Raw genomic sequence first — 19,279 nt, 5'->3', positions numbered from 1 at the left:
GCATCGTCGTGCCACGGCGGCGACGGGGCAATGCCTGGGCGTCTTGCATTTATGGCCGTTCGTATCGGGTGCGCACCAAAGCCATCGCCGCCGGCACGGGCGTTCACACGGCGGCGGCGGCCAGCGCCGGCGCGCGGGTGTGGCGACGCTGCCAGGCCCCGGGCTGGGCGCCCATCACCCGTTTGAAGGCCCGCGAGAACGCGGCGTAGGAGGCATAGCCCACCGCCTCGGCCGCCTGCGCGATCGGCTCGCCCTGCGCCAGCCTGCGGGCCGCGATCTGCATCCGCAGCAGCAGCAGGAACTGCAGCGGCGGCTGGCCGCAGGCCGCGGCGAACTGCCGGAAGAACGCGGCCCGCGACAGGTGCACCCGCTGCGCCATGTCGTCCACCGACCACGGCCTGCCGGGCGACTGCAGCAGGTCGGCCACCAACGGCGCGAAGCCGGGCCGCCGCAGCAGCGACCAAAGGCCGCGCACCTGTGCGTCGCCGCGCGCTACCTCGCGCAGGCCATAGAAGAACAGCAGGCCGGTGAGCCGGTCCATCACCGACGAGGGCATGCTGCCCACCCGCCGCGCCTCGTCGCGCATCAGGTCGAACAGTGCGCCGGCCGAAGCCATCGGCGCCTCGTCGGCGCGCAACACCAGCGCCGCCGGAAACGCGTCGGCCACCAGTTCGCGCATCGGCCCGCCGAACGCGAAGAAGCCGCAGGCGAGCCCGGTCGCACCGACGTCGACCGATGTGCCCAGCGGCTGCATCGGCAAGGGGCCGCAGGCGATCGCGGCGTCTTCGTAGGGCGAGAGGAAGTGCGGCACGTCGCGCATCAGGAACACGCCGTCGCGCGGGCCCAGGGCCACCGGCGGACGGCCGGGCAGGTGCAGCCAGCAGCGGCCGGCCAGCACCAGGTGGAAGCTGGCGCGGGCCCGGCCAGCGGTGGAGGCGCGCCAGCGACCGCAGTACTGGCCGACGTGGAACACGCTCGCTTCCCAGGCCAGGCCGTCGAGCAGCCAATCGACCACCCGGTCGAGATCGAGGTCGGGCGGCGGCATCGCGGGATTCGCCAGGGCACGGATCGAAAGGCCGGAGTTCGCAGTCATAGGCGCGCGAGTCTGGTACCGCACGGCCACGCCGCCAACGAAGTTTTGCGCCTGAGCTTATGCGGGCACGGCCATGCGGCGCGCGCTAGAGTGACCGGAAACAGCGCCGCCGCCGACCCGCGACCGCGCCCCGGAATACGCACGCATCTTCGGTCGCTCGGCATCCCTGCGCGGATGTCCGTATGCTGCAGCTCTCGTCCGTCCGATCTTCGCCTGGAGTACACCCGTGACCCTGCCCACCACCCGCCTCGGCCGCACCGGCCTCGTCGTCTCGCGCCTGGCGCTCGGCACCATGACCTTCGGCCTGCAGACCGAGGAGCCGGTGGCCTTCCAGATCCTCGACAAGGCCACCGAGGGCGGCATCGATTTCCTCGATACCGCCGACGTGTATCCGCTGGGCGGCGGCTGGCAGAACGCCGGCCGCACCGAAGAGATCGTCGGCCGCTGGCTGCGCGCCGCACCCGGCCGGCGCGAGAGCGTGGTGCTGGCCACCAAGGCGGTGGGCATCATGGGCCCGCACGCCCGCAACCAGGGCGCCTCGCGCCGCCATCTGCTGCAGGCGATCGACGCGTCGCTGGCGCGGCTGCAGACCGACTACGTCGACCTGTACCAGCTGCACTCGGACGACCCGAACACCCCGCTCGACGAGACGGTGGAGGCGCTCGACACCATCGTCAAATCTGGCCGCGCGCGCTATGTGGGCGTGTCCAACTACCTGGCCTACCGGCTGGCCCGCGCGCTGGGGCGGGCCGACGTGCTGCGGCTCACCCGCTTCGTCTCGGTGCAGCCGCGCTACAGCCTGCTGTTCCGCGAGATCGAGCGCGAGCTGCTGCCGCTCGCCGCCGAGGAAGGCCTGGGCGTGATCCCCTACAACCCCCTTGCCGGCGGCCTGCTGACCGGCAAGCACCGCGCCGGCGCCGCGCCCACGCCCGGCACCCGCTTCACCCTGGGCAATGCCGCCGACCGCTACCAGGAGCGCTACTGGAACGAGCGCGCCTTCGGAACCGTCGAGCAGCTCGGCGCCCTGGCCGACGAGGCTGGCGTGCCCCTCACCACCCTGGCCGTCGCCTGGGTCATGGCCCACCCCCAGATCACCGCTCCCCTCCTCGGCGCCAGCCGCCCCGACCAACTGGACGCCACGCTGGCCGCTGCAAGCTACACCATCCCCGCAGACCTGAAGGCGAAGCTCGACGCGATCACCCACGAGTACCGCCACGGCGACGCAGTGCGCTGACGGCTCGTTCCTGCAGATGGCAATTCGCCGCCTAGGACTTCTTGGCGATTTGCTTCGACACTCCCGTCAGTTCGCCCACCGCTTTTTCGTCGTTGGGCGCTACACCGCCAAGCCATGCGGCGGTCGCTGCCCCGTCGTTTTCAAGTGCGGCACGCCGCTGCGCGGCGAATCGCGCGTACTCGGCCTGCGCATGGACGACCGCCTGTTCGTGCGAAACGGTCCCGGCGCCTGCCAACACTTGCCTGTCGTTAAAGCTCAGGAATGCATCCAGCTTCTCGCTCCAATCCTTCAGAAAGACTTCCTTGCGGCGCATGGCCTGGTCTTCGGCGAAGTCCAGCCACATGGTGACGATGCGATTGAGTTCGGTGACTTCACGCTCGTCCAGGTAGTTCTTCGCCACACCGACATCGGCCTTTTGTACCGTACCTTTTCGGCTGCTCGTGAGGCCCATGTGCGGCCGCGTGTGGTCGGCACGGCGACGGATGATCTCGGCTGCGGTCTGCCCGGACACGGCATAGTGCAACTTATTCTGAATAGTGCGAAAGAACGCCGTGGTTTCCGGCAACGTGGGCAAATAGTCGGCGGCCAAGGTGAAAATTTCGCGCACCCGCAGGTACATGCGTCGTTCGCTGGCGCGGATATCGCGAATGCGCTCCAGCAGTTCGCCGAAACGGTCGGGCACCGACGATTTGCCTACGGGAGGATTCTTCAGCCGCTCGTCGTCGACCACGAAACCTTTCAGCAGGTACTCGCTCAGATGTGCCGTAGCCCATTGGCGGAACTGGGTGCCGCGGGCCGAGCGGACCCGGTAGCCCACTGCGAGGATGACGTCCAGGCTGTAATGGCGCACCGTACGTCTTACTTGGCGACTGCCCTCCTGGCGAACCTGTAAGCCGGACTTACAGGTTGCCCCGGGGTCCGCTTCACCCTCCAAATAGATGGCCTTGACATGCTGGGTGATGTTTTGCGGAGTGGTCTGGAACAGCGTGGCGATCTCGGCTTGGCTCAGCCACAACGACCCGTTTTCCACTCGCATCTCAACGCGGGTGATCCCGTCATCGCTGGTGTAGAGAACGAACTCGCCAGCCCCACCATCGAGGTCGGAAGGACCGCCTGCGCCACCCGCCTCCAAATCATCGGCAACACCTTGCCCTGTCTTGCGTACATCGGTCACCCAGTGCCTCCTCCAGATCGAAGACCGCTCGCATCTTGCGGCAGCCTGCATCGTTGCAACCCTCGTGCATACGATGGACCGCGATGCGCGGCTCCGGATTCTTACTCACGAAGAGGGCAAAGACACCGCGAACACCACGCAAACGAAAACGCCGCCCAAAAGCGGCGGCGATCCATTCACCAAGAACACCGTGGAACCGGCTTAGCCGGGCCACCGGTGTTGCCCCCGGCGAGGGGGTAGGCGTAGACGCGAAGCGCGTAGCCTGGGGGTGTACTTACAAGGTGACGCCCTGCATGTAGCTGTCGAAGCGCGCCTCGGCGAAGCGCGACCACAGCAGCTGGTCCTTCTGGAACGCGCGGTAGTCGGCGTACAACGTCTTCCAGTCGGCATTCTTCGCGTCCAGCTCGGCGTATACCTCCATCGCGGCCTTGAACGATGCATCGAGCACCGGCTTCGGGAAGGCCAGGACCTTGGTCTTGGCGCCGACCAGCTGCTTCAGCGCGGTCGGGTTGCGGGCGTCGTACTTGGCCTGCATGTCGACGTGGGCGTGCGAGGCCGCGGCCTGCACGATGGCCTTGTACTCGGGCGTGAGGGCGTCGTAGGCCTTCTGGTTGACCTGCAGGTCGAGCTGCAGGGTGCCTTCCCACCAGCCGGGGTAGTAGTAGTACGGCGCGACCTTGTTGAAGCCGAGCTTCTGGTCGTCGTACGGTCCGATCCATTCGGCGGCGTCGATCGTGCCCTTCTCCAGCGATTGGTAGATTTCGCCGCCGGGGATGTTCTGCGGCACGGCGCCCAGCCGCTCGATGACGCGGCCGGCGAAGCCGCCGATGCGGAACTTCAGGCCCTTGAAGTCTTCGACGGTCTTGATCTCCTTGCGGAACCAGCCGCCCATCTGCGCGCCGGTGTTGCCGCAGGGGAAGTTGACCATGTTGTACTTGGCGTAGAACTCGCGCGTCAGCTTCAGGCCGTTGCCCTCGTACATCCAGGCGTTGAGCTGGCGGGTGTTCATGCCGAACGGTATGGCCGCGCCGACGGCGAAGGCCTCGTTCTTGCCGAAGAAGTAGTAGCCGGCGGTGTGGCAGGCCTCGATCGAGCCCTGCTGCACGCCGTCGATCACGCCGAGTGCGGGCATCAGCTCGCCGGCCGCGTGCACGCTGATCTGGAACTTGCCGCCGGTCATCTCGCCGACCTTCTTGGCGAAGGTCTCGGCGCCGCCGTAGATCGTGTCGAGCGGCTTGGGGAAGCTCGATGCCAGGCGCCAGCGCACCGCGGCCTGGGCATGCACGGCCGGCGCGGCGCCGGCGGCGAGGACACCGGCAATCCCGGCATGCTTGATGATGGAACGACGATCCATGGCTTGACTCCGATTTTTTGGAAAGACCGATCCCGGCAGTGGCGCAGCGGCGCAGCGCACCCCGGGTCGGGGCCATTCTAGGAATCGTCTTTTGCGGCGGCGCAGCGGGTTTTCCCGCGCGGCGGTGCCGGTATTCAGCAAACTGCAAGCTTGCCGCGCGGGCCGCGGCGGTGGCGCTCAGCCGCCGAAGCGTGCGGCGATCGAGGCCGCGATGCCGGTCGCGTCCAGCCCCGCCAGCGCCAGCAGCCGCGCCGGGTCGCCGTGCTCGATGAAGTGGTCGGGCAGGCCCAGCTGCAGCACCGGGCGCACAATGCCGGCGGCGTTCAGCGCCTCGGCCACCGCGCTGCCGGCGCCGCCCATCAGGCAGCCCTCCTCCACCGTGACCAGCGCCCGGTGCGACTCGGCCACCCGCAGCAGCATCGCAGTGTCGAGCGGCTTGGCCCAGCGCATGTTGACCACCGTGGCGTCGAGCTTCTCGGCCGCCTCCAGCGCCGCGTAGAGCAGCGTGCCGAAGGCGAGGATGGCGATGCCGCTCTGGCCCTGGCGGCGCACCTCGGCCTCGGCATAGGGCAGTGCTTCCAGCGACGCCAGCGGCACCGTGCCGGCCCCCGCGCCGCGCGGATAGCGCACGGCGACCGGGTGGTTTTGCGCGAAGGCGGTCGAGAGCAGCTGGCGGCACTCGCGTTCGTCGGCCGGGCAGGCGACCGCCATGTTGGGGATGCAGCGCAGAAAGGCGATGTCGTAGGCGCCGGCGTGGGTGGCGCCGTCGGCCCCGACCAGCCCGGCGCGGTCGAGCGCGAACACCACCGGCAGGTTCTGCAGCGCCACGTCGTGCACCAGCTGGTCGTAGCCGCGCTGCAGGAAGGTCGAGTAGATCGCCACGACCGGCTTCAGCCCTTCGCAGGCCATGCCGGCGGCGAAGGTCACCGCATGCTGCTCGGCGATGCCGACGTCGTAGTAGCGGCCCGGGAACCGCCGTTCGAACTCGACCATGCCCGAGCCTTCGCGCATCGCCGGGGTGATGCCGACCAGGCGCTCGTCGGCCGCAGCCATGTCGCAGAGCCACTGGCCGAAGACCTGGGTGAACGTGGTCTTGGGCGCGGTGGCCGGCTTGACCAGGCCCACCGACGGGTCGAACTTGCCCGGCCCGTGGTAGGCCACCGGATCGGCCTCGGCCAGCTTGTAGCCCTGGCCCTTCTTGGTGACCACGTGCAGGAACTGCGGGCCGTCGAGCAGCTTGATGTTCTCGAGCGTGGGGATCAGCGAATCCAGGTCGTGCCCGTCGATCGGGCCGACATAGTTGAAGCCGAACTGCTCGAACAGCGTGGCCGGCACCACCATGCCCTTGGCATGCTGCTCGAAGCGCCGGGCCAGCTCGAACAGCGGCGGCGCGGCCTTCAGCACGCTCTTGCCCACGTTCTTGGCGGCCGCATAGAAGCGGCCGCTCATCAATTGCGCCAGGTAGCGGTTGAGTGCGCCCACCGGCGGGCTGATCGACATGTCGTTGTCGTTGAGCACCACCAGCAGCTTGCCGTCGAGCACGCCGGCGTTGTTGAGCGCCTCGAAGGCCATGCCCGCGCTCATCGCGCCGTCGCCGATGATCGCGACCGCGTGGCGGTCCTCGCCCTTCTGCTTGGCGGCCATCGCCATGCCGAGGGCGGCCGAGATGCTGGTCGACGAGTGGGCTGTGCCGAAGGTGTCGTAGTCGCTCTCGGCCCGCTGCGGGAAGCCCGACAGGCCGCCCTGCTGGCGCAGGGTGGACATGCGGTCGCGCCGGCCGGTGAGGATCTTGTGCGGATAGGTCTGGTGGCCCACGTCCCAGACCAGCCGGTCGCGCGGGGTGTCGAACACCGCGTGCAGCGCGATCGTCAGCTCGACCGTGCCCAGGTTGGAGCTGAGGTGGCCGCCGGTCTTCGAGACGCTGTCGATGACGTAGGCCCGCAGTTCGCCGGCCAGTTGCTTCAGCTCGTCGCGCGAGAGGGCGCGCAGCGCCGCCGGATCGTCGATGCGGTGCAGCAGCGCGGCACCCGCGGCGGCGTCGGGTGGCGTGTGGGCGTTGGAATCGGCGTGGGACATACGGATCTTCTTGCTATATCTTTGATAGCTGGTCGCCGGCGTTCCGCGCCGGCTGGAGCATGTTTTGGCACTGCATCGGCATGGCGTGGCCTAGGACGAGCGGTCGATCACCATGCGGGCCAGCGCCTGCAGGGCGGCGGTGTCGGCCAGGTCGGAATCGGCCAGCGCCTGCAGCGCGTCGCCGAGCAACTCGGCCGCATAGGCGCGGGAGCGGTCGAGGCCCAGCAGCGAGACGTAGGTGGGCTTGTCCTGCGCGGCGTCCTTGCCGGCGGTCTTGCCGAGGGTGGCCGAATCGGCGACCACGTCGAGGATGTCGTCGACCACCTGGAAGGCCAGCCCGACCGCCGCACCGTAGCGCTGCAGCGCGGCCAGGGCGCGTGCCGGCGCCGCACCGCAGGTGGCGCCCATCAGCACGCTCGCCTCCAGCAGCGCGCCGGTCTTCAGGCGGTGCATGTGGCGCAGCTCGGGCTCGGTCAGGGGCAGGCCGACGCTGGCCAGGTCGATCGCCTGCCCGCCGGCCATGCCGGTGTGGCCGGCCGCCACCGCCAGCCGGCGGCAGAGCGCGGCCTGCACCGCGGGCGGCACCGGCACCGTGTCGGGCACCAGCAGCTCGAAGGCCAGGGCCTGCAGCGCGTCGCCCGCCAGCAGCGCGCCGGCCTCGCCGTAGCGCACATGGACCGTCGGCTTGCCACGGCGCAGCACGTCGTCGTCCATGCAGGGCATGTCGTCGTGGACCAGGGAGTAGGCGTGGATCAGTTCGACCGAGCAGGCGGCGCGCAGCGCGGCCTCGTCCAGCGCGGCGGCGAGCGACGCGGCATCCAGGCCGTGGCCCTGCATCTGCCCGTCGAAGGGCGCCACCGCGGCGCGAGCGCCCAGCACCAGCAGCGGACGCAGCCGCTTGCCGCCGTCGAGCACCGCATAGCGCATCGCCGCGCCCAGCGAGGCCGGCGCGTCCTGCGCGACCCAGTCGGAGAGGGCCTGCTCGACGCGGGCCAGATGGTGGTGGCTCCATTCCTTCAGGGCGAAGGCCGGTGCGGGTGCCGCCGCCTCGGCGGCCGCGGGTGCGGGAAACGTCATGTCGGCGTCCAGGGCTTGATGCCGCCGTCGTCCAGCACCTTGATCTGCGCCTCGACCGCCTGCAGCTGGGCACGGCAGAAGGTCAACAGCGCGGCGCCGCGCTGGTAGCCGACCAGCAACTGGTCGAGCGGCAACTGGCCGGCGTCGAGCCGGGAGACGAGCTGCTCCAGTTCCTGCACCGCTTCCTCGTAGGTGGCGGGCAGTGCGGCGGCGGTGGGGGTGGCGGGTGCCTTGGGCATCGTGGGGAAATGCGGCGCAAAACCGTCTGGGGGAAACGGTCGATTCTAGGGGGGCATGCCAACCCAGGCGCCACCAAAGGCAACCGCCATGTCCCTTCTGCGCGTCGGCACACCGGTCGGCGGAAGGGGTCGCGGGTACAATCGGGCTTCCCCGGGCCGGCTTCATGCCGGCTTCGCTTTTTCTACTGTGCCCCCGCGCACTCCTGTTTCTCCCTGTGGGGAGTCTTTAGGTCAGGTCACCCATGTCTGATTTAAGTCTTCGACTGCAGCAGGCCACGAGCCAACTACCAGTTTCCAGCTACTTCGACGAGGCGCTGTTCCAACGCGAACGCGTCCGGCTCTTCCAGAACGGGCCCCGCTACGTGGGGCATACGCTGGCCGTGCCCGAAAAGGGCGACTACTACGCACTGCCGCTGGAAAGCGAAGGTCGCGCCCTGGTGCGCGGCGCCGACGGCGCGGTGCAGCTGGTGTCGAACGTCTGCCGCCACCGGCAGGCGGTGATGCTCAAGGGCCGCGGCTCGCTCGACGGCCATGCGCCGGGGCACGCCGGCGGCAACATCGTCTGCCCGCTGCACCGCTGGACCTACGACAGCCGCGGCCAGCTGCTGGGCGCGCCGCATTTCGCCGAAGACCCCTGCCTGAACCTGCGCAACTACCCGCTGCAGGAGTGGAACGGCCTGCTCTTCGAGGCCGGCAGCCGCGACGTGGCCGCCGACCTGGCCGCGATGGGCCCGCGCGCCGACCTCGACTTCTCCGGCCACGTGCTCGACCGGGTCGAGATGCACGAGTGCCACTACAACTGGAAGACCTTCATCGAGGTCTACCTGGAGGACTACCACGTCGGCCCGTTCCACCCCGGGCTGGGCCAGTTCGTCACCTGCGACGACCTGCGCTGGGAGTTCGGCCAGGAGTATTCGGTGCAGACCGTCGGCGTGGCCAACCGCCTGGGCAAGGCCGGCAGCCCGGCCTACCAGCGCTGGCAGGACCAGCTGCTGCGCTACCGCGACGGCCGCCCGCCCAAGTACGGCGCCATCTGGCTCACCTACCACCCGCACATCATGGTGGAGTGGTATCCGCACGTGCTCACCGTCTCGACGCTGCACCCGATCAGCCCGACCAGGACGATGAACATGGTCGAGTTCTACTACCCCGAGGAGATCGCCGCCTTCGAGCGCGAATTCGTCGAGGCCCAGCAGGCCGCCTACATGGAGACCTGCGTGGAGGACGACGAGATCGCCGAGCGGATGGACGCCGGACGGCGCGCCCTGCTCCAGCGCGGCGACGACGAGCGCGGCCCCTACCAGAGCCCGATGGAAGACGGCATGCAGCACTTCCACGAGTGGTACCGCGGCGCGATGGGCGACGACCCGGCGGTGCGCTGATCGCTATCGAATGCATAGCACCATGCCGGCATCACACGCCGGCTACAGCCCTTTTTCCCGCATGAAACCGGACCCGGCGGCATGAAGGCCGGCTGGATGCTGCTGGCGGCCTTCTTCTTCGCGACGATGGGCGTCTGCGTCAAGATGGCGTCGGCCAGCTTCAACCCGGCCGAGCTGGTCTTCTACCGCGGCCTGATCGGCATGGCGGTGATGGTGGCGCTGGCGCGGGCGCGCCGGATACCGCTCGCCACGCGCTATCCCGGCATGCACGCCTGGCGCAGCATGGTGGGGGTGACATCGCTCACCGCCTGGTTCTACGCCATTGCCCACCTGCCGCTGGCGACCGCCGTCACCCTCAACTACATGAGCAGCGTGTGGATCGCCGCCTTCCTGGTCGGCGGCACGCTGATGGCCTGGCGGCCGGGCGCCGGCCACGACCGACCGCCGCTGCAGGGGGCGCTGGTGCTCACCGTGCTGACCGGCTTCGCCGGCGTGGTGATGATGCTGCGGCCGACGATCGACCCGCAGCAGATGCTGGCCGGGGTGGTGGGCCTGTTCTCGGGCGTGACCGCCGCTTTCGCCTACATGCAGGTGATGGCGCTCTCTCGGGCCGGCGAGCCCGAGGCGCGCACCGTCTTCTACTTCGCGGTGGGATCGGCCGTGACGGGCCTGGCCGGCATGGCGCTGGTCGGGGTCTCGCCCTGGTCGTGGCAGGCGGCGCTGTGGCTGCCGCCGCTGGGCCTGCTGGCCTCGGGCGGCCAGTACTGCATGACGCGCGCCTACGCCACCGCCGGCAACCACCGCGGCACGCTGGTCGTGGCCAACCTCCAGTACACCGGCATCGTCTTCGCCGCCGGCTACGGGGTGCTGCTGTTCGGCGACACCATCGCGCCGATCGCCTGGGCCGGCATGGCGACCATCATCGCCAGCGGCGTGGCGGCCACCGTGCTGCGGGGGCGCACGCCCGCGCCGGGCGACACGGTGCGGCGGCGCTAGGGCGGCGGCGCCACCACCGCCGCGGCCCGCCACTGCCGGGCTACCATTTGGGCCAGCGGTGCGCCAACCCCGGCGCACCTCCCGCACCGAACGCCAGGAGCCCGCCATGCCCCAACCGCACGCCCCCTATACCGCCCTGATCTCCGCCGAGGAGCTGCAGGCCCTGCTCGCCGCGAAGGCGCGGGTCATGGTCTTCGACTGCAGCTTCGACCTGATGCGGCCCGAGGCCGGCGCCCAGGCCTTCGCCGAGCGCCACATCCCCGGCGCCCTGCATGCCGACCTGGACCGCGCGCTGAGCGCCAAGCACGGCCTGCCCGGCGCCCACGGCACGGTGGTGGTCGCCCGCGAGGCCGACCGCCCCGCCAGCGGCGGCCGCCACCCGCTGCCGAGCCGCGAGAACTTCGCCACCTGGCTCTCGTCGGTCGGCTTCGCCAACGACATGCAGGCGGTGGTGTACGACCGCAACAACGCCAACTACTGCGGCCGCCTCTGGTGGATGCTGAAGTGGGCCGGCCACGACGCGGTAGCGGTGCTCGACGGCGGCCTGCAGGCCTGGGAGGCCGCCGGCGGCGCGGTGGCGACGGGGCAGGAGCCGTCGCACTTCCAGACCAGCTTCGACCTCCGCGCGCCGCTGCGCACCCTGGTCACGGTGCAGGACGTGGCGGCCGGCCTGGCCGACCCGGACCGCACGCTGGTCGACGCCCGCGCCCCGGCGCGCTTCCGCGGCGAGGTGGAGCCGCTCGACCCGGTCGCGGGCCACATCCCCGGTGCGCTGAACCGGCCCTTCGCCGAGAACCTGGGCCCCGACGGGCGCTTCAAGCCGGCCGAGGTGCTGCGCCGGGAATTCGATGCGCTGCTGGCAGGCCGCTCGCCCCGGGGCGTGGTCGCCTACTGCGGCAGCGGCGTCAGCGCCACCCCCAACGTGCTGGCGGCGGAACTGGCAGGGCTGGGCCCCGTCGGCCTGTTCGCGGGCAGCTGGAGCGAATGGAGCAGCGATCCGTCGCGCCCGGTCGCGACCGGCGAATAGCAACTGCGGCCCCGGGCGCCGCAGTACGGTCCGCGCACCGCGAGCCGCCCGAAATCTTTTTTCCGGCGACCTGCCGGGTGCTCCCAAAAAGGTAGCTTGCTATCTTTTTTGCGACAGCAGGGTGCGCGGGATTTGTCCGACACCCGCTTCCGGTCGCCCGCAGGAGGACGAACGCGGGTCGAGCGCCTTCCCGCGCGGTGCCCAAGCTTTCAGCACAAGCGGCGGAGACAGCGGCCCTTGTAAGGCAAACACCTACAAGCCCGGATGGAAACCAGACAAAACGCACGGTGAGACGCTGACTTAATTTCTGTTTGGGACGTCTTCACAATCCATTTCACCGAATCGCCTCACATGCAATGTTGCATACGGTCGGAATCGGACCTGAAAAGGACTGACCCCATGAACACCGAACAAATGCTTGCCGAGATCCGTGAAGCCAACCTGACGTACCTGATGCTGGCCAAGAACCTGATCCGTCAGGACAAGGCCGAAGCCGTCTTCCGTCTTGGCATCAACGAAGAATCCGCCGAGCTGCTGGCCTCGCTGTCCTCGGCCCAGGTCCTGAAGCTGGCCACCGGCAACACCCTGCTGTGCCGCTTCCGGGTCGACGACGACATGGTCTGGAACCTGCTCACCAACCAGAGCACGCCCGCCAAGATCGGCAACGAGGCGACCAACCGGCTGCACGGCAACATCCTGATGGCGGGGCGCCTCTCCGAGGTCATTTAGCTCCCCCCAGGCTGCGCGCTTCGCGTCTTCGCCTGCCCCTCGAGGGGCGAAGCCGGCGGACCGGCGGGGCCGGATCCGCGGCTTCCCTGAAAAAGTCCTCCCCTCTTTCGACCACCGTTTCCAGGAATACCAGCCATGACCGCAGTTGCAGCAGCACCCAAGAGCGTCCTGAACGAATCGCGCCAGATCGAGCGGGCGGCGATGCTCATCAAGATGGGTGCGCGGATGCAGGTGCTGGAGTCGGAGACGACGCTGTCGTACGAGCGGCTGATCCGGCTGTACAAGGAGATCGCGGGCAAGTCGCCGTCGAAGGGACAGCTGCCCTTCTCGACCGACTGGTTCCTGACCTGGCAGGAGAACATCCATTCGTCGCTGTTCCTCAACATCTACGAATACCTGAGCAAGGGCGCGTCGCTCGAACCGGTGGATGCGCTGACCAAGGCCTACCGCCTCTACAACGAACAGGTGGACGCCGCCGGCATCGAGCCGCTGCTGTCCTTCACCCGGGCCTGGCGCCTGCTGAAGTTCGTCGATGCCTCTATGCTCGAGATGACCACCTGCTCCAAGTGCACCGGCCGCTTCGTCACCGAGCCCTACGAGAACGCCCGCCACTTCGTCTGCGGCATGTGCAACCCGCCCGCCCGCGCCGGCAAGAGCAAGGCCGCCGGCGCCCTGATGCTGCACTGAGCGTACCGGCGGCCTTCGCCTACAGCGTCCTGCCCCACCGGGCGACAGAATCGCCCGGATGCAACAGCCGCCGCCCCCTCCTCCCGCTGCCGACGGCCCGGAGGCTGCGCCGGCAGCCGCGGTCGACGTCGTCACGCCCGCCCCCAACACCCGCCTGATCGAGCTGCCGCCCGGCGCAGACCCCGACCAGCCGCGGGTGCTGCTGCAGATGCCGGTGGACGTGCGCAGCATCTCCCTGGTCGTGCTGGCGGTACTGGCCAGCATCGTGGTGCTGCGCTGGGCGGGGGCCGTCTTCATCCCCTTGCTGCTGGCGCTGATGCTCACCTATGCGCTCGCGCCGGTGGTGGAGTGGTTCTGGCGCCGGCACGTGCCGCGGGTCTTGACCACCACCGTGCTGCTACTGACAATCGTCGGCTCGATCGGCTCCACCGCGTACTGGCTGAGCGCCGACGCGGCCGAGCTGTTCAACGACCTGCCGGTGGCCGCCAAGAAGGTGCGCGACACCCTGCGCGCCCGCAGCCAGCAAGGCCCCGGCGTGCTCGACACGGTGCAGAACGCCGCCACCCAGATCGAGCAGGCCACGCAGGGGCAGGCCGCGCCGCTGTCGCCCCGCGGCGTGACCCGGGTGCTGATCGAGCGGCCGCCCTTCAACATCCGCGACTACCTGTGGAGCGGCACGGTCGGCCTGATGGGCTTCGCCGGGCAGATGATGGTGGTGCTGTTCCTGACCTTCTTCGCCCTGTGCGCCGGCGACACCTTCCGCCGCAAGCTGGTGAAGATCACCGGGCCCAGCCTGTCGCGCAAGAAGATCACGGTGCAGCTGCTCGACGAGATCACCGGCCAGATCGAGCGCTACCTGCTGGTGCAGCTGGTGATGAGCGTGGTGGTCGGCATCGCCACCTGGCTGGTGTACTGGGCGCTCGGCATCGAATATTCGGCGGTCTGGGGCGTGGTGGCCGGCCTGCTTAATTTCGTGCCCTACATCGGCTCGCTGGCGGTGACCGGGGGTTCGGCGCTGGTGGCCTTCCTGCAGTTCGGCACCGTCGACATGGCACTGATCGCCGGCGGCGCGTCGCTGGCCATCCACACCATCAGCGGCAACCTGGTGACCCCGTGGCTCACCAGCCGGGCGAGCAGCATGAACCCGGTCGTGGTCTTCGCCAGCGTGCTGGCCTGGGGCTGGCTCTGGGGCATCTGGGGCCTGCTGCTGGGCATGCCGATCATGATGGTCATCAAGGCCGTCTGCGACCGGGTGGAGGACCTGAAGCCGATCGGCGAGCTGATGGGGAAGTAGGCCCCGACTCGCTAGTGACAGGAGCTGAATCCAGGCAGCGACGCCGTGCGCCGATGCTTCCGCGATACCAACGAAAACTTGTAGCGCCGCTCAGGGATTGCCACCGGCGGAACCGCCCACCAGCAAACGCCGCAGCGCCTGCCGCACCGGTGACTCCACCGGCGCATCGGCCTCGCCGGTGATCCGTTGCCGGGCCAGGCTGCGCGCCTCGGCGGTGCGCATGTCGATCTCGCGCACCACCTGGCCCTGGTCGAACACGAAGGCGACGTCGGCCAGGGACAGCACGTCCTCGACGTCGTGGGTGATCATCAGCACCGGGATGCCCCAGCGGGCCTGGACCTGCTTCAGCTCCTGGCGCAGTTCGGCGCGCAGCGCCGGGTGCAGGGCGGCGAACGGTTCGTCGAGCAGCAGCACCCGGGGCTCGCAGGCCAGCGCGCGGGCCAGGGCGACGCGCTGCTGCTGGCCGCCGGAGAGTACCCGCGGCCGGCTATCGGCGAGCGGGGCCAGGCCGAAGCTGTCGAGCAGCGCCTGCACCCGCGTAGCCTCGTCGGGCGACAGGCGCCGCTTGCGCCAGCTGCGCAGGCCGAAGGCGACGTTGTCGCGCACCGAGAGGTGCGGGAACAGCGCGTAGTTCTGGAACAGGAAGCCGACCTCCCGCGCGGGCGCCGGCAGGTCGATGCGGGCCGCGGCGTCGAACAGGGTGCGGCCGTCGAGCCGCACATGGCCGGCGTCGGGCCGCAGCAGGCCGGCAATCGCCTGCAGGGTGAGCGACTTGCCGGCGCCCGAGGGGCCGTACAGCGCGGCGAACGGTGCGTCGGTCGCGAAACGCGCCGCCAGCGCGAAGCGCCGCCTGCCATCGACCACCGACAGCTGCAGGTCGACGTCGATCATGGGGTGCGGCGCCCGCACTGCATCACCGGCACACCCTGTGCACCGCCCTGCGCGCCGTGCCGCTCACGGCTTGCCGAAGCCGTAGCGCGCCAGGATCTGCTGCCCGGCGTCGGAGCCCAGGAAGGCGATGAAGTTCTTCGCCAGCGCCTTCTGCTGGCTGTCGGCCACCACCGCCACCGGGTAGCTGACGGGCGTGTGGCCGGTCGGCGTCAGCACGACCTTGACCTTGTCGCCGGCGATCGCGGCATCGGTGCGGTAGACGAAGCCGGCCTCGGCCTCGCCGCGGCTCACGTAGTCGAGCACCTGGCGCACGCTGTCGGCCTGCACGAACTTCGGCTCCAGCACCGTCCAGAGGTTGGCGGCCTCCAGCACCTGCCGTGTGTAGCGGCCGACCGGCACGGTGGCGGTCTTGCCCACCGCGATCTTGCGGACGGCCGGGCCGGCGAGGTCCTGCAGGGTCTTGACGCCGGCACCGTCCTGCGCCGGCTCGACCAGCACCAGGCTGTTGGTGACGAAGTTGGCGCGGGTGGCCGGATCGACCAGCTTCTGCGCGGCGCCGCGGTCCATCGTTTCCTGGTCGGCGCTGGCGAACACGTCGACCGGCGCGCCCTGGGCGATCTGCTGCAGCAGCGTGCCCGAGGCGGCGAAGTTGTAGCGCACGGTAGCGCCGGGGTGCGCGGCCTCGAAGCGCGGCGCCAGCTCCTTGAAGGCATCGGTCAGGCTGGCGGCGGCCGACACGGTGATCTGCTGCGCGGCGGCGGCGAAGGGCAGCGCGAGCGCCAGGACGAGCGAAGCGATACGGGTGGTACGCATGGGAACATTCCTTAGGGACGGAGGGAGAAGAAGCGGTTGGACAGCACCAGCACCGCGATGGAGAGCACCGAGGTGACGACGACCAGCACCAGCGCCATGTCGTCGTGGCCGGCCTGCACCGCGTCGTAGATCGCCATCGACAGCGTCTGCGTCTGCTGCGGGATAGAGCCGGCCACCATCAGGGACGCGCCGAATTCGCCCATCGCCCGGGCGAAGGCCAGCAGCGCGCCGGCCAGGATGCCGGGCCAGGCCAGCGGCAGGGTGATGCGCAGGAACACCGACCAGCGCGACTGACCGAGCGTGCTGGCCGCTGCCTCCAGCGAACGGTCGACGCCCGAGAACGCGGCGCTGGCCGACTTCAGCACCAGCGGCAGCGCCACCACCGCAGAGGCGACGACCGCGCCGTGCCAGCTGAAGATGATGGTGTAGTCGAGGTGCTCCCGCAGCCAGCGGCCGAGCGGGCTGCGCCGTCCGGCCGCCACCAGGATCGCGTAGCCGATCACCGTCGGCGGCAGCACCAGCGGCAGCATGAAGACCGATTCGAGCACCTGGCTGCCGAAGAACCGCTTGCGGGCGAACAGCCACCCCAGCGCGACGCCTGCCACCAGCGCCAACAGCGTCGCCAGCCCCGCCACCTTGAGCGAAAGGGCCAGCGGGAACCAGTCCATGGACAGCAGCAGCGGGGGTATCGTCGTATCCATGCGGGTATGACGGATTGTGGCACAGGGGACTTGCCGGACGGCCAGGCGGATGCGTGCGACCCACCCAGGCCGTTTCGGGTGCCGAATCGTACTCCAGCCGGCGTCTGGCGCCGGCCATCAGCTATCAATACCGTAGCAAAAGCATTGCCGGACGCCACCGGCACGGAGGCCCGCAGCCGTCCGGGGGCTCCTGGCGCACGCCGCTCAGGGCGCCAGCATAGCGGTCAGCGCGTCGATGTCGGCCGCGGCCGCGGTGCGCGCCGCCGCCTCGATCGCCCGGTAGTGCCGCACAACCGCCTCGCCCACGGCGGTGAGCGAGGTGCCGCCGCCGTGGGCGCCGCCGGCGGAGGTCTGCACCGCGGGCGTGCTGAGCGCCCGGTTGGTCTCGTCGACCAGCAGCCAGGCGCGGCGATAGGACATGTCCATCTGCCGCGCCGCGGCCGAGATGGAGCCGGTCTGCGCGATCGCCTCCAGCAGGGCGACCTTGCCCGGGCCGATGGCGATGCTGTCGTCGCGGTAGATCCGCAGCCGGAACTGCGCCTTGGGTGTCGTCATGGCGCGCGCGTCACTCTTCGCCCAGCACCTCGCGGATGGCCTCGGCCGTGTTCTCGGCATGCTGGGCCACCTGGTCGACGTTGCGGCCGATCACCTCCAGCGCATAGGTCCCCGAGACGATGCCCCGGTACCAGACCTCGGCCGCCAGCACGTCGGGCGCCATGCCCTCCACCGCGCCCACCAGGCAGTCGATCACCGACTGCAGGCCGGCGTCGGCGTAGAGCTCTTCCGATTCGAAGCTCACCCGGTACTCGTAGAAACCGGCGCGGCTGCCCTCCACCTCGATACGCACAATCATCGAACCCTCCTTCATGCTGGGGCACCGATTGTGAACGGCGTTGGCGGCGTCGGCCGTTTCTCAGGCCATGGCGGCGGCCAGACCTCCCCAGTGCGTGTCGAAGATCTTCGGGTCCATCGTCGCCACTTCGCCGATCAGCGGCCGGAAGCCCATGTGCGCCACGACGTCGCGTTCGATGTCCACGCCCGGCGCGATCTCGGCCAGCGCCAGGCCCTCGGGCGTCAGGCGAAACACCGCGCGCTCGGTGACGAACACCACCTCCTGCTGCCGCAGCGCCGCGTCGTGGCCGTTGAAGGTGATCTGCTCCACCTGCTCGATGAACTTGCGCGAGCGCCCCTCCTGCACGATCTCCAGCCGTCCCCCGCCCACCCGCACCTGCAGGCCGCCGGCGGTGAAGGTGCCGCAGAAGACCAGCTTCTTCGTGGAGCGGGTGATGTTGACGAAGCCGCCGCAGCCCACCGGCCGGCCGTTGAACTTGCTGACGTTGACGTTGCCCTGCGCGTCGGTCTGCGCCAGGCCCAGGAAGCTCATGTCGAGCCCGCCGCCGTCGTAGAAATCGAACTGCGTGGTCTGCTCCAGGATCGACTGCGGGTTGTAGGCCAGCGCGAAATCGCCGCCCTGCGCCGGCACGCCGCCATTGACGCCGCTCTCCACGCTCAGCGTCAGCAGGTGGGCCACGCCCTCCTCCGCCGCCACCGCCGGCACGCCCGCCGGAATGCCGATGCCCAGGTTGGTGACGGCGCCGGCCCGCAGTTCCAGCGCGGCGCGGCGGGCGATCACCTTGCGCTCGTCGAGCGGCATCACCGGGATGCCGTGCATCGGCACCCGCGCGTCGCCGCAGAGCGCCGGATCGAACTGGGTGGCGATGGTCTGCATGTGGTTCTCGGGCGCGCCGACCACCACGTAGTCGACCACCAGGCCCGGAACCTTCACCGCCTTCGGATGCAGGCTGCCGCGCGCGACGATGCGCTCGACCTGCGCGATGACGATGCCGCCGCAGGCGCGCGCCGCCTGGGCGATGGCCACCTGCTCCAGCAGCACGCCCTCCTTGTCGAGGGTGATGTTGCCGTCCTCGTCGGCCACGGTACCGCGGATGATCGCCACGTCGATCTTCGGGCAGGGGTAGTGCAGCCACTCCTCGCCGGCGAACTCGACCAGGCGCACCAGGTCCTCGCTGCAGGCTGCGTTGAGCTTGCCGCCCTCCAGCCGCGGATCGACGAAAGTGCCCAGCCCGACCTTGGTCAGCAGGCCCGGCGAGCGGCTGGCGATGTGGCGCGTCAGCTGCGAGAGCGAGCCCTGCGGGAAGTTGTACGCCTCCACCGCGCCGTCGAACACCATCTTCATCATCTCGGCGCCGGTCTGGCCGAAGTGGCCGGCCACCACCCGCCGCACCATGCCCGGATGGGCGAAGTGCACCATGCCGCCGTCGCGGCTGTTGCCGACCGCGCCGCAGGCCCAGGTGGCGAGGTTGCGCGGATGGCCGGTGGCCAGGAAATGCCGTTCGATGCCCTTGAGCACTTCCTCGGCCAGGCTGGTCATCGCCAGCCCTCCCAGGAAGAGGGTGGCGTCGTCGCGCACGAGCGCGCCGGCCTGGTCGGCGGTGATGACTTGCATGGAAGCTCCGATGGAAAGAGAAAAGTTCTTTGGAACGGTGGGCGG

Annotated in this window: 19 protein-coding genes; 7 read left to right on the top strand and 12 right to left on the bottom strand. The window is 69.7% G+C overall.

Annotation, left to right across the window (positions count from 1 at the left end):
- Positions 1–103 precede the first annotated feature (103 nt).
- Positions 104–1,045 (bottom strand): AraC family transcriptional regulator, encoded by a 942-nt coding sequence (locus tag ASE76_RS08560; protein ID WP_055837741.1) that lies wholly within the window; start codon positions 1,043–1,045, stop codon positions 104–106.
- Positions 1,046–1,325: 280 nt separating this feature from the next.
- On the opposite strand from ASE76_RS08560, the gene ASE76_RS08555 reads away from it, so the two are divergent.
- Positions 1,326–2,327 carry an aldo/keto reductase gene (locus ASE76_RS08555; protein ID WP_201781850.1) on the top strand — a complete coding sequence of 334 codons (1,002 nt, stop codon included), beginning with the start codon at positions 1,326–1,328 and terminating at the stop codon, positions 2,325–2,327.
- A gap of 31 nt (positions 2,328–2,358) precedes the next feature.
- Here the strand turns inward: ASE76_RS08555 and ASE76_RS08550 are convergent, their stop codons facing one another.
- The 5 genes from ASE76_RS08550 to xseB all read right to left on the bottom strand — a co-directional run bounded on the left by ASE76_RS08550 (position 2,359) and on the right by xseB (position 8,247).
- On the bottom strand, positions 2,359–3,501 hold the full coding sequence (locus tag ASE76_RS08550) for a virulence RhuM family protein (RefSeq protein ID WP_236698388.1): 1,143 nt from the start codon (positions 3,499–3,501) through the stop codon (positions 2,359–2,361).
- A gap of 274 nt (positions 3,502–3,775) precedes the next feature.
- Positions 3,776–4,855 (bottom strand): TRAP transporter substrate-binding protein, encoded by a 1,080-nt coding sequence (locus ASE76_RS08545; RefSeq protein ID WP_055837731.1) that lies wholly within the window; start codon positions 4,853–4,855, stop codon positions 3,776–3,778.
- Positions 4,856–5,032: 177 nt separating this feature from the next.
- A complete protein-coding gene (dxs, locus tag ASE76_RS08540; protein WP_055837728.1) occupies positions 5,033–6,931 on the bottom strand; it encodes a 1-deoxy-D-xylulose-5-phosphate synthase in 1,899 nt (632 codons plus the stop codon).
- A gap of 90 nt (positions 6,932–7,021) precedes the next feature.
- Positions 7,022–8,008: a polyprenyl synthetase family protein gene (locus ASE76_RS08535; protein WP_055837725.1), complete on the bottom strand. Its 987-nt coding sequence runs from the start codon at positions 8,006–8,008 to the stop codon at positions 7,022–7,024.
- A complete protein-coding gene (gene xseB / locus ASE76_RS08530) occupies positions 8,005–8,247 on the bottom strand; it encodes an exodeoxyribonuclease VII small subunit (protein ID WP_055837722.1) in 243 nt (80 codons plus the stop codon). Before xseB ends, ASE76_RS08535 begins: the two co-directional genes overlap by 4 nt.
- A gap of 242 nt (positions 8,248–8,489) precedes the next feature.
- Between xseB and ASE76_RS08525 the strand changes: the two genes are divergently transcribed.
- The 6 genes from ASE76_RS08525 to ASE76_RS08500 all read left to right on the top strand — a co-directional run bounded on the left by ASE76_RS08525 (position 8,490) and on the right by ASE76_RS08500 (position 14,362).
- On the top strand, positions 8,490–9,629 hold the full coding sequence (locus tag ASE76_RS08525; protein ID WP_055837720.1) for an aromatic ring-hydroxylating dioxygenase subunit alpha: 1,140 nt from the start codon (positions 8,490–8,492) through the stop codon (positions 9,627–9,629).
- A gap of 81 nt (positions 9,630–9,710) precedes the next feature.
- On the top strand, positions 9,711–10,625 hold the full coding sequence (locus ASE76_RS08520; RefSeq protein ID WP_055837716.1) for a DMT family transporter: 915 nt from the start codon (positions 9,711–9,713) through the stop codon (positions 10,623–10,625).
- A gap of 106 nt (positions 10,626–10,731) precedes the next feature.
- Positions 10,732–11,652, top strand: coding sequence for a sulfurtransferase (locus tag ASE76_RS08515; RefSeq protein ID WP_055837801.1), 921 nt, complete (start codon positions 10,732–10,734; stop codon positions 11,650–11,652).
- Between the two features lie 399 nt (positions 11,653–12,051).
- Complete coding sequence (flhD, locus tag ASE76_RS08510) at positions 12,052–12,381, top strand: flagellar transcriptional regulator FlhD (RefSeq protein ID WP_055837713.1); 330 nt, start codon at positions 12,052–12,054, stop codon at positions 12,379–12,381.
- A gap of 135 nt (positions 12,382–12,516) precedes the next feature.
- Positions 12,517–13,068 (top strand): flagellar transcriptional regulator FlhC, encoded by a 552-nt coding sequence (flhC, locus tag ASE76_RS08505; protein ID WP_055837711.1) that lies wholly within the window; start codon positions 12,517–12,519, stop codon positions 13,066–13,068.
- 58 nt (positions 13,069–13,126) lie between these two features.
- Positions 13,127–14,362 carry an AI-2E family transporter gene (locus tag ASE76_RS08500; protein ID WP_082448213.1) on the top strand — a complete coding sequence of 412 codons (1,236 nt, stop codon included), beginning with the start codon at positions 13,127–13,129 and terminating at the stop codon, positions 14,360–14,362.
- Positions 14,363–14,452: 90 nt separating this feature from the next.
- On the opposite strand, the gene ASE76_RS08495 is transcribed toward ASE76_RS08500, so the two are convergent.
- The 6 genes from ASE76_RS08495 to ASE76_RS08470 form a co-directional block, all read right to left on the bottom strand.
- Complete coding sequence (locus tag ASE76_RS08495; RefSeq protein ID WP_055837708.1) at positions 14,453–15,253, bottom strand: ABC transporter ATP-binding protein; 801 nt, start codon at positions 15,251–15,253, stop codon at positions 14,453–14,455.
- A gap of 63 nt (positions 15,254–15,316) precedes the next feature.
- Entirely contained in the window at positions 15,317–16,066 is a 750-nt protein-coding gene (modA, locus tag ASE76_RS08490) for a molybdate ABC transporter substrate-binding protein (protein ID WP_055837707.1), read from the bottom strand.
- Between the two features lie 11 nt (positions 16,067–16,077).
- On the bottom strand, positions 16,078–16,767 hold the full coding sequence (gene modB / locus ASE76_RS08485; RefSeq protein WP_055837704.1) for a molybdate ABC transporter permease subunit: 690 nt from the start codon (positions 16,765–16,767) through the stop codon (positions 16,078–16,080).
- A gap of 204 nt (positions 16,768–16,971) precedes the next feature.
- On the bottom strand, positions 16,972–17,322 hold the full coding sequence (locus ASE76_RS08480) for a winged helix-turn-helix domain-containing protein (RefSeq protein ID WP_055837701.1): 351 nt from the start codon (positions 17,320–17,322) through the stop codon (positions 16,972–16,974).
- Positions 17,323–17,332: 10 nt separating this feature from the next.
- On the bottom strand, positions 17,333–17,620 hold the full coding sequence (locus ASE76_RS08475) for a hypothetical protein (protein WP_055837795.1): 288 nt from the start codon (positions 17,618–17,620) through the stop codon (positions 17,333–17,335).
- A 60-nt stretch (positions 17,621–17,680) separates the two neighbouring features.
- The gene (locus ASE76_RS08470) at positions 17,681–19,234 is read right to left on the bottom strand and encodes an acyl CoA:acetate/3-ketoacid CoA transferase (protein ID WP_055837698.1); all 1,554 of its coding nucleotides are present in this window, start codon (positions 19,232–19,234) and stop codon (positions 17,681–17,683) included.
- Between the last annotated feature and the right edge of the window lie 45 nt (positions 19,235–19,279).

Origin of the sequence: Xylophilus sp. Leaf220 (assembly GCF_001421705.1) — a bacterium.
Taxonomy (GTDB): domain Bacteria; phylum Pseudomonadota; class Gammaproteobacteria; order Burkholderiales; family Burkholderiaceae_C; genus Xylophilus.
The sequence above is the reverse complement of the archived record's forward strand: the minus strand, read 5'-3'. Positions and strand labels throughout refer to the sequence as shown.